Source organism: Mesonia phycicola (assembly GCF_900141885.1).
Lineage (GTDB): Bacteria > Bacteroidota > Bacteroidia > Flavobacteriales > Flavobacteriaceae > Mesonia > Mesonia phycicola.
Window position 1 is genome coordinate 366651 of sequence record NZ_FQYY01000004.1, and the last position, 6661, is coordinate 373311.

At 31.3% G+C, this 6661-nt stretch carries 7 protein-coding genes; all 7 read left to right on the plus strand.

All coding sequences use genetic code 11. The features are described from left to right. The first annotated feature begins 138 nt into the window (after positions 1-138). Complete coding sequence (gene hutI / locus BUC03_RS07920) at positions 139-1377, plus strand: imidazolonepropionase (protein ID WP_073150053.1); 1239 nt, start codon at positions 139-141, stop codon at positions 1375-1377. A 12-nt stretch (positions 1378-1389) separates the two neighbouring features. Then, a complete protein-coding gene (locus BUC03_RS07925; RefSeq protein WP_073150055.1) occupies positions 1390-2367 on the plus strand; it encodes a formimidoylglutamase in 978 nt (325 codons plus the stop codon). After that, positions 2368-2835 (plus strand): GNAT family N-acetyltransferase, encoded by a 468-nt coding sequence (locus tag BUC03_RS07930; RefSeq protein WP_073150058.1) that lies wholly within the window; start codon positions 2368-2370, stop codon positions 2833-2835. A 5-nt stretch (positions 2836-2840) separates the two neighbouring features. Next, on the plus strand, positions 2841-3632 hold the full coding sequence (locus tag BUC03_RS07935) for an MBL fold metallo-hydrolase (protein ID WP_073150061.1): 792 nt from the start codon (positions 2841-2843) through the stop codon (positions 3630-3632). Positions 3633-3649: 17 nt separating this feature from the next. Then, complete coding sequence (locus tag BUC03_RS07940) at positions 3650-4579, plus strand: YHYH protein (RefSeq protein ID WP_073150063.1); 930 nt, start codon at positions 3650-3652, stop codon at positions 4577-4579. A gap of 334 nt (positions 4580-4913) precedes the next feature. Continuing rightward, the gene (locus BUC03_RS07945; protein WP_073150066.1) at positions 4914-6107 is read left to right on the plus strand and encodes a tyrosine-type recombinase/integrase; all 1194 of its coding nucleotides are present in this window, start codon (positions 4914-4916) and stop codon (positions 6105-6107) included. A gap of 46 nt (positions 6108-6153) precedes the next feature. Next, positions 6154-6661, plus strand: a 508-nt coding sequence (locus BUC03_RS07950; RefSeq protein WP_143159158.1) for a hypothetical protein, incomplete at its 3' end; no start/stop codon positions are given.

Consider the following 6661-nt stretch of genomic DNA (forward strand, 5'->3'; position numbering starts at 1 on the left):
ATATTTCACTTATAAAATTTTATTTCACTATAAGATTTAATTATACTTATTTTAAAAATCTATAATTTTAAACTATTCAAGGTATTTTAGGTAGTTTTCAATCTAATAATTCTAAAGGTTTCCGTACTTTTATTTTCTATGAAAACATTGATTAAAAACATAAAAGAACTTATACAAGTTAGAGAAAACAACGTCTCTAAGCTTAGTGGTAAACAAATGTCTACTCTCCCTACTATAAGTAATGCTTGGTTACTTATAAAAGATGATATTATTGAAGATTATGGTAAAATGGAATCTCTTCCTTCTTTAAAAGAGGTTACAGTTATAGATGCTGCGGGCAAAACGGTACTACCCTCTTGGATAGACTCACACACACACCTAGTTTATGCTGGTAATAGAGAGCAAGAGTTTGTAGATAGAATTAAAGGTTTATCTTATGAAGAGATTGCTGCTAAAGGTGGAGGTATAATTAATAGTACTGCTAAATTACAACAAGCAAGTGAAGACCAACTTTTTGAACAAGCCAGTATTAGATTAGAGCAAGTTATAAAAATGGGAACTGGTGCTATTGAAATTAAATCTGGCTACGGCCTTACTACTGAGGCAGAGTTGAAAATGCTTAGAGTAGCCAAAAGATTACAAAAACATTATCCCATCACTATTAAAACTACTTTTTTAGGAGCCCACGCAGTACCAAAAGAATTTCAAGCAAATAAAAAAGAATATGTAAATGAAGTATGCAATGTGATGCTGCCTAAAATTGCTGAAGAAAACCTAGCAGATTATATTGATATATTTTGTGAGAAAGGTTATTTTGATTTAGAAGATACCAAACAAGTATTAGAAGCTGGTAAAAAATATGGTATTCGTGGTAAAATTCATGTAAATCAATTTAATGCAATTGGCGGAGTACAATTAGGTGTAGATTATGATGTACTTTCTGTAGATCATCTAGAAGTTATGAAAGAAGAAGACATAGATGCTCTTAAAAACACAAATACCATGCCTGTTGGTTTACCTTCTTGCTCATTATATATAGACATCCCTTACGCCCCTACAAGAAAAATGATTGATGCAGGTTTACCAGTAGCATTGGCCACAGATTATAACCCTGGTAGTTCTCCCAACGGAAATATGAATTTAGTAATTTCTCTCGCGTGTATAAAAATGGGAATGACACCAGAAGAAGCTATTAATGCTTCTACTATTAATGCGGCATACGCTATGGGAATAGAAAAAACTCACGGAAGCATTACCAAAGGTAAAAAAGCAAATTTAATTATTACAGACGCTATCCCTAGCTACGGATTTTTACCTTACTCGTTTGGTAATAATCACATAAGCCAAGTAATATTGGCAGGTAAAATAGTTGAATAAATAATAACGTATATGAAAAATTTCAACTTTTATAGCACAGAGAAAGTAACAAATTTTATTTCGTACAGAGAAGGAGAAACTAAATTTGGAGAAGCACTCACATTTCTACGTAATTTTGAAGAGTTAGAAAAATCTGATGCTAAATATGTAATTTTTGGTATCCCTGAAGACATTGGGGTTCGTGGTAATTTTGGAAAACCAGGTACTGCAAAAGCTTGGGATGCTTTTTTAAAATCATTCTGCAATATTCAAGTAAATAAATACAACAACCCTGAGCAATGCATTATTTTAGGAGAAATTGATTGCTCTTCTTATAACGAGGCTGCTTTAAACACGACTTCTAAAAGTGAACTGGGAGAAATTGTAGAAAAAATAGATCTGCAAGTAGCTACAGTGGTAGAGAAAATAGTAAGTTTAGGCAAAATTCCTATTATTATTGGTGGCGGACATAATAACGCTTACGGAAATATTAAAGGAACTTCTACGGCATTAAAAAAAGCCATTCACGTTTTAAATTTAGATGCACATACAGATTTAAGAAAAACAGATTACAGACATAGTGGTAATGGTTTTAAATATGCCAAAAAAGAAGAATACTTAGATAAATATGCTATTGTAGGTTTACACAAAAATTACACGCCTCAATATATTTTTGAAGAAATGGATAGTGATAAACACATTAACTATAGCTTTTTAGAAGAATTTTTACATCTTACTACCATACAAAAACTTATTAAATTTCAAAAAGCAACAGATTTTGTAAAGAATCAATTTGGACTAGAAGTTGATTGTGATAGTATTAAAAATTTTGATAGTAGCGCAATAACACCAAGTGGATTTAGTGTTAACGAAGTTAGAAGCTTTATTAAACTCTCTAAAAAACAAAAGGTTTTATATCTTCATTTATGCGAAGCCTCTCCAGAAAATAACCCTACGATTGGCAAAGCGTTAAGCTATTTTGTGTCAGATTTTATAAGAGAAGAAGAATAAATGAATCTTGAAATTATAGAATTTACTCCTGCCTTAGCTACACATTTTGCTAGTCTTAATTTGGCTTGGCTAGAAAAAGACTTTGTAGTAGAACCACACGATAAAGAAGTTTTATTAAACTGCAAAGAAGAAATAATAGAACAAGGTGGTAAAATTTTCTTTGCTAAATACCAAGAAACTATTGTTGGCACTTTTGCATTATTAAAATTAAACGCAAAGACTATAGAGCTTACCAAAATGGCAGTGCACGAAAATTATAGAGGTAAAAAAATAGGACAATTTATGCTGAAGTATTTTCAGCAATATGCAAACGATAATAGTAACTATGAGTATTTGCTTTATTCTAACAAATTTTTAAAAAATGCTATTTATCTTTATCATAAGTTTGGATTTCAAGAAGCTAAACTAGAGAAAAATCCGCCTTACAAGAGGGCTGATATTAAAATGATTTATAAACCCCAACACTAGTAATTATGAAAAACATATTTTTTATAGCCTGCTTAAGCCTTTCTTTATTTGCTTGCAAAGAAGAAAAAAAAGAGACACAAACAGAGCAAGAAATTTCTCCAGCAGTCACTAAAAACTTAGAAGAAAACAAAAACGATTCTATTGCGGTAATGCCTGTAGAACACGCCTCTTTTGCTATAGAGCTTAATCAAAAAACTTTTTATTTTGATCCGGTTGGGGGTAGTGAAAAATTTTCTACCCTACCTAAACCAGATATTATTTTTGTAACAGATATTCATCCAGATCATTTAAACCCAGAAACACTTACAGAGTTTGTAGATAAAGATTCTACGCTAACAATTGTTTGTCCGCAAGCAGTAAAAGATCAATTACCTACACACATTCAAAAAAATGCAGAAGTAATAAGCAACGGAGAAAAAAAATCTTGGTTAGGTGTAGAAGTAGAAGCCATACCTATGTATAATTTAAGAGAAGAAGCTCTTAAATACCATGCAAAAGGTCGTGGTAATGGCTATGTATTAAATGCAAACCAAAAACGTATTTATGTTTCTGGAGATACAGAAGATATACCAGAAATGCGTCATCTAAAAGATATTGACATAGCTTTTGTTTGTATGAATTTACCATATACAATGCCTGTAGAAGCTGCTGCAGATGCTGTTTTAGATTTTAAACCTAAAAAAGTATACCCATACCATTATAGAGGGAAAGAAAAAATGAGCGACCCTAAACAATTTAAAAATATAGTTACTACTAATAATCCTGCCATTAAAGTGGAAATATTAGATTGGTACTAATTTAAAGAAACCTAAATATGAAATATTTATCACTTACCCCACTACTGTTACTTCTTCTCTGTACAAGTTGCGGCTCTAAAAAAGAAAAAGAAAAGGTAACTACCAAAGAACCTGTAGAATTTGCAGAGGTAGATTTTACAAAATCATATACAATTAACGATGATACATTTGGCACCAAAACCAGTGTTAGTTTAAAAGATAATCAACGAGTAATGATTACCAATGGTTTACCTAACCATAGCACGGGAGAGTTTCCTAACCCGGGTAACCCAAACTCTATAAAAGCACAAGATTTAAAATATTCTTTCACTACAGAGCCTAAATTTTCTGGTGAAAGTAAATGGTCTAGAGAACCAGGTGTAGCTGTAAATGGTATTAAATTTGAACCTGAAACGGCAGAACGTTTTGTATGTGAAACTGGAGAGGTTTATAAAATTGAAGCTATTCAAGATTTAGTAGATTTAGGCTTAGATTTTAATTTAGCACACGTACAACCTACGGGAGCCTACCATTATCATGGTGTACCTAAAGAATTGATTAAAAAACTTGATAAAGGTGAAGATATTATATTGGTAGGTTATGCTAAAGATGGTTTTCCTATCTATTATTCTAAGAGTGGTAAATATAAACCTAGTTATGTACTTTCTGAAGATTTAAGAACAGGAGATGCTTGCAGTTACAAAAGTCCGACTAGTTCTTTAGAAAAAGAATTAAATAATACTCGACCTGATGGTATTTTTGTTTCAGATTGGACATATGTAGAGGGAGAAGGACAGTTAGATGAGTGTAATGGCACTGAAATAAACGGAAGTTACGGATATTTTATAACTGATGAATATCCTTATGTTAGCAGATGTTTAAAAGGTGTATTTAAAGAAGAGCACCCTGATGGTCCACCGCCAGGAGCTCATAATCACGGTGGTGCTCGTGCTCCGCATAACCACTAACACTAACATATTTTAAATATCACAAAAAACACTCATCTTTTAAATGATGGGTGTTTTTTTTATTTCTATGATATTTTATAGTTGCAACAAGTAATTTGTTGGAAAAAATCTTATTTATTGGAAAAAATCCTGAATTTAATTTTATTTTATATTTTATTTATCTAATTTTGAACCTCTTAAGTATTTATTGTTTTTACACAAATACTTTTGCAAAAGGGATTGCAGCGGCATCCTTTTTTAAATGGCTATTTGTTTAGCCATTTAAAAAAGATATAGCGTAAAGCCCGACCTGAGCTTTTATAGTGAAGGTTTTGCCCTAATAATATATATTACTATGAAAAAGAAAACGGTTACTTTACTGCCTCTAACCCACCGAGAAGATACGCAAATTGCTATTAAATTTTTATATGAAGCTACAATTGTAAAGGAACTTAAAATGTTACCCGAAATTAAATGGACGCAAACTCACCGTTGTTATTATATGCCTTACTCGTTAGATAATAAACAGGTGTTATTTATATTTTTTAATGACCGAGGTTATTATGTAGATTACAAGCAACTAATGATCCAAAAAAAGGAATATAAAGAAGCTAAACCTTCTTATTTTAAGGTTGATAAAGAGAAATTAAAACCTGAAGATAAAAAGATATTATGGCAATATGTGTCTTATTTACGTGGCAAACGTTATAGTGAAAGTACTGTAAAAACATATTATCATTTTATTTTAATGTTAGTTGCTTTTACTGAAAAGCCTATAACTAAATTAACGTATCGGGATTATGAGATTTTTTTAGAAGAAGTGATTGCAAAAGGTAATTATTCTATTAGTTCTCATAGGCAATGTGTGAGCGCTATTAAACATTTTTCTGAATTATTTTTAAATGAGCCTTTAGAGAAAGATTTGAATTTATTGCGCCCTAAAAAAGATAGAAAATTACCGTCTGTACTTTCTAGAAATGAAGTTATTAGAATTTTACAAGTTACCAAAAACTTAAAACACCGTGCTATTTTAGGTTTAATATATAGTTCTGGCTTACGCATTGGAGAGTTATTATCTTTACAATTGCACGAAATAGATGTGGACCGTAAGCAATTGTTTGTAAATTCTGGAAAGGGTAAAAAAGACCGAACCGTAATTTTGGCAGAAAGCATTTTGCCTTTACTTTTTAATTATATAAATACGTATGCTCCACAAAAATATTTTATTGAAGGCCAAAACGGGGGTAAATACAGTGCAGAAAGTATACGAAGTTTTTTGAAAAAATCTTGTAAATTAGCGGGAGTTGTAAAGAGAGTAACTCCGCATACTTTGAGACATTCTTTTGCTACGCATATGTTAGAAGATGGTGTAGATTTACGATATATACAAACGTTATTGGGGCATAGTAAACCAGAAACAACGATGATTTATACGCACGTTACTCAACAGGATTTGATGAGAATACAGAGTCCGTTAGATCGGGTGGTGAATCAACTAAAAGAAAAGAATAATCAGCAATCAAAAGTTGGTTTATCCGGAAGATTTTAACTAAAAACAGTTATATTTGTTAGGATGTAACACGTTGCCCACAATTATGAAAAACATCCTGCTGACATTTATAATCTTGATTTCATTGACTGCTTGCGAATCCCAAAAAAGCAACTCAACTGAAAATAAAATAGCAGAATCTGAAATAGAAGAACAAAAAGTTCAACTGACTGAAAGAGAAAAAGAAGAAAAATTACGAGAACAAATAAACACTGAATATCTCGCTGAATTATCAAAATGTTCTCAAAACAAAATCGCAGTAACGGATTTTAACGGAAAAACTGAATTTTGGAAAATTTGTGAAACTGAAAACGGAAAGAGAATAATACAAATTGAATCGCACGAAAAAACCGATTTTTATGAAGAAGTTTATTATGAGAAAAATGGAGAATTAATTTATGCAGAGGAATCAATAAAATATATGCCGATTAATCATTACATTTTACAAACTTGGACTTGCCAATTTTATGCGGAAAAAGGAAAACTGATTTCATTAATGTCTTTAGGACACGGAAAAACAGAGGATGACGAATGGAATCCTGAAATAATATTTG

What these genes read in the sequence shown, in the direction of transcription:
- hutI (WP_073150053.1), top strand. Translation starts at nt 139, where the DNA reads ATGAAAACATTGATTAAAAACATAAAAGAACTTATACAAGTTAGAGAA.
- BUC03_RS07925 (WP_073150055.1), top strand. Translation starts at nt 1,390, where the DNA reads ATGAAAAATTTCAACTTTTATAGCACAGAGAAAGTAACAAATTTTATT.
- BUC03_RS07930 (WP_073150058.1), top strand. Translation starts at nt 2,368, where the DNA reads ATGAATCTTGAAATTATAGAATTTACTCCTGCCTTAGCTACACATTTT.
- BUC03_RS07935 (WP_073150061.1), top strand. Translation starts at nt 2,841, where the DNA reads ATGAAAAACATATTTTTTATAGCCTGCTTAAGCCTTTCTTTATTTGCT.
- BUC03_RS07940 (WP_073150063.1), top strand. Translation starts at nt 3,650, where the DNA reads ATGAAATATTTATCACTTACCCCACTACTGTTACTTCTTCTCTGTACA.
- BUC03_RS07945 (WP_073150066.1), top strand. Translation starts at nt 4,914, where the DNA reads ATGAAAAAGAAAACGGTTACTTTACTGCCTCTAACCCACCGAGAAGAT.